We start from the raw sequence: 2,831 nt of genomic DNA, 5'->3' as shown, positions 1-2,831 counted from the left end.
CCAAGCCGGACGGATCTGATTTTTGGTTTTGGGCTTTATGCTCTATACAGGAGGACACGGGTGGCGAACTCGGTTCGCCACCGTGAGATGTCCGTGTTGCCAGTGTCTTAACCGTTACTTCTGGGCTGCCTACTGGATGAGCTATCCGTATGTTTTCAGCGTGTTACCACCTTATCAATTATATTTGATGGCTCGTTTCGGCGCTATCCCCTTCTCTCGCTCTCGCATTGTTCAGGGGACGCACCTCAACTCACCGCCGCTTCACCACCCCCTAACCGCTTCGCGGTATAGGCGGAGTACTGCGACGGATCTTGATAGTTGGAGATCGCAACGAGCGAAAAGGGCGTATCAAAAATGGTAACGGGAAACGAGACTGCCGAAAAAGTCGATAGGATTCATATAAGTCAACTCCTCACACACACACACACGGGCAGTCCGGGAGCGGACTGCTTTTTGTTTGAGGGGGTTTTGAAACGGAATCCGAATCTCAACGCTTCGACTTCGCTCGCTTCGACTTCGCTCGCTTCGACTTCGCTCGCTTCGACTTCGCTCAGTGTTGAGTCCGAGCGGAGTCGAGGACTCAAATACTGGTGTTACCCAACCCGACAAGTCCCTCTCTATCCCCCCAACCATCCCCCCAACCATCCCCCCAACCCCCCTTTCAAAGGGGGGCGAAGGGGGGATAGGGGGCGAAGGGGGGATAGGGGGCGAAGGGGGGATGTGGTGAAGACTTGTTGAAACCTAACTTATCGGAAAAGGATGGAGTATCACCCGTTTAAGATGAAATGCGCCAGCCACCCGAGTCCTAAGCCCGACATCGACGTTCCCAGAAGTAAGAGGAACGCCTGTAAGTCGCTCAATCCTGCAATTTGCACGTCGAGGCGAAAGAGCAATCCGGCTGAGGCTAATAGAATAATGTGAGAAGAGACGTGCAGCCAAGTGAGAAAAATCACGGCCACGAACGCAGCCAGGAGAGCCGTGATAAAGCCGCGAATGTCCGATTTCAACCAGCGTACTGCAACGTTCCGCACGACCGACCACGGCGACGCCAAGGCTTCCGCCAGTAGTATCGTTAAGCCGATGCCCCAAATCCAAGGCCATCGGGATGCCTCGGAATCTGACAACACCCATCCTAGGTTCATGTAAGTAACGAGGAACAGACCGAACGAAATCCACGGTCGCGTTTTGATTTCCGAGATTAAGTTAATCGGATGCATGGTTCAGTAGAGGGCGTGTTTATCAGTGTAGAGTGCAGAGGGCAGAGTGTAGAGTGGGAATTCCTCTTTAACTCTTCACTCTAGACTCTTAACTCTTCCCTGAAAGAGGCGCACCGCCAATATACACCGCCAACATACAAGAGGGCGTGACTTGAAAAATCGGGTGTCGATCGTGAGAGCGATCGTCACGCACCATTTTCTTATCGAAAATTTTGGGTCTAAAACCCCATCCTTCTAGGACGGCTTTTCTTGGTTCTCGATGTATTGCCTGAGAATCTCAAGAGGTGCGCCGCCTAGGGACGACGCGAAATAACTCGGACTCCACAAGGCATCTTTTTGGTAGGGCTTGGGCAACCCAGCTTGTCCGTATCGGCGACTCGATACCCCTTTAAGGGCGTTGACGATTTGAGAGACCGACAATTTGGGCGGGTACTCGATGAGTGCGTGAATATGGTCGGATTCGCCGTTAAACTCAAGAATCTCAAAATCCATTTTTTTGGCGACATCGTTGAAGGATTTTTCTAACAACGCCAACCCTTCTTTAGTTAACACAGGTCTCCGATACTTAGTCACGCAGACCAAGTGGATTTTGAGATCGGTGACGCTATGTCTACCTCGACGAAGCTGGGTCGCCATTTTCTCTAGAATCGGTTAGTCTACTTTACAGACCCACTGTAGCATGGCGCATGAAAGCCCGGTATAAATATCGATTCTATCCGACAGACCGACAACGGGTGAGCCTCGCTCAACTGTTTGGTTGTGTTCGTGTCGCTTGGAACGATGCTTTAGCTTCTAGTAAGTCCGATAAGTACCCTGGCTATAAGGCTTTGTCTAAGGCGTTAACTCAGTCCAAAAAAACGGAAGAGCGCCGCTGGTTAAACGATGTTTCGTCTGTTCCGTTGCAGCAGTCGTTAAAGCAGTTAGACGCAGCTTTTAAAAACTTTTTCAACTCGCTGAAAGGGAAACGAAAGGGCAAGAAAGTCGGTCAGACTAGATTCAAGAAAAAGACAAATCGCCAAGCAGCTACATTCACGAAAACAGCATTCTCGATTAAGGGTGACGTAGTGTATCTCGCAAAAATCGGCGACTTTAAACCGATTTGGTCTAGAAAACTACCCGCTTCACCCAGTTCAGTTACGGTGATTAAAGACTGTGCAAATCGCTATTTCTTGAGTTTTGTTGTTGAGATCGAGCCGACTAATATCGAGGCTAAAAACCCAAGCATCGGTATCGACCTCGGACTCAAGACATTTGCAGTGATGAGTGACGGAACCCAGGCTGAAAGTCCCGACTACTCGAAGCCAGACCGCCGAATCCGTAAACTACAACGTAAGTTGGCACGTCAACAGAAGGGGTCAAAGCGGAGAAACAAAACTAGACTCCGTATGGCTAAGCTACACAACCAAATCGCCGATACACGCTCAGATTTCTTGCCCACATTCCGCACTTCAAATTGTAGTACGCCAAGTAGCACGAGAAGGGGATGAAATTAGTCGGGAGTTGGTTAGGGATTAAGACCGAGAAAAAAGAAAAATTCGGGTAAAAATGACATCTTAGAGAAAAATCGGTTGAGGAATGGGCAAGTTAAACTGTTCCCACCCAAAAAAACGGCTC

At 49.6% G+C, this 2,831-nt stretch carries 3 protein-coding genes; 1 reads left to right on the top strand and 2 read right to left on the bottom strand.

The window, feature by feature from the left end; translation table 11 throughout:
• Positions 1 to 767: 767 nt before the first annotated feature.
• Entirely contained in the window at positions 768 to 1,217 is a 450-nt protein-coding gene (locus GEI7105_RS0100445; protein ID WP_017658514.1) for a hypothetical protein, read from the bottom strand.
• Between the two features lie 234 nt (positions 1,218 to 1,451).
• Positions 1,452 to 1,853, bottom strand: a complete 402-nt coding sequence (gene tnpA / locus GEI7105_RS0100440) for an IS200/IS605 family transposase (RefSeq protein ID WP_017658513.1) — start codon at positions 1,851 to 1,853, stop codon at positions 1,452 to 1,454.
• A 50-nt stretch (positions 1,854 to 1,903) separates the two neighbouring features.
• Here tnpA and GEI7105_RS28385 point away from each other — a divergent pair, with 50 nt between their 5' ends.
• A complete protein-coding gene (locus GEI7105_RS28385; protein ID WP_083862252.1) occupies positions 1,904 to 2,704 on the top strand; it encodes an RNA-guided endonuclease TnpB family protein in 801 nt (266 codons plus the stop codon).
• The last annotated feature ends 127 nt before the right edge of the window (positions 2,705 to 2,831 follow it).

The sequence above is a fragment of the Baaleninema simplex PCC 7105 genome (assembly GCF_000332355.1).
Lineage (GTDB): Bacteria > Cyanobacteriota > Cyanobacteriia > Cyanobacteriales > Geitlerinemataceae > Baaleninema > Baaleninema simplex.
The sequence above is the reverse complement of the archived record's forward strand: the minus strand, read 5'-3'. Positions and strand labels throughout refer to the sequence as shown.

Bases quoted from the DNA above. Each gene is read 5' to 3' on its own strand.
- tnpA (WP_017658513.1), bottom strand. From the start codon at position 1,853: ATGGCGACCCAGCTTCGTCGAGGTAGACATAGCGTCACCGATCTCAAA.
- GEI7105_RS28385 (WP_083862252.1), top strand. From the start codon at position 1,904: ATGAAAGCCCGGTATAAATATCGATTCTATCCGACAGACCGACAACGG.
- GEI7105_RS0100445 (WP_017658514.1), bottom strand. From the start codon at position 1,217: ATGCATCCGATTAACTTAATCTCGGAAATCAAAACGCGACCGTGGATT.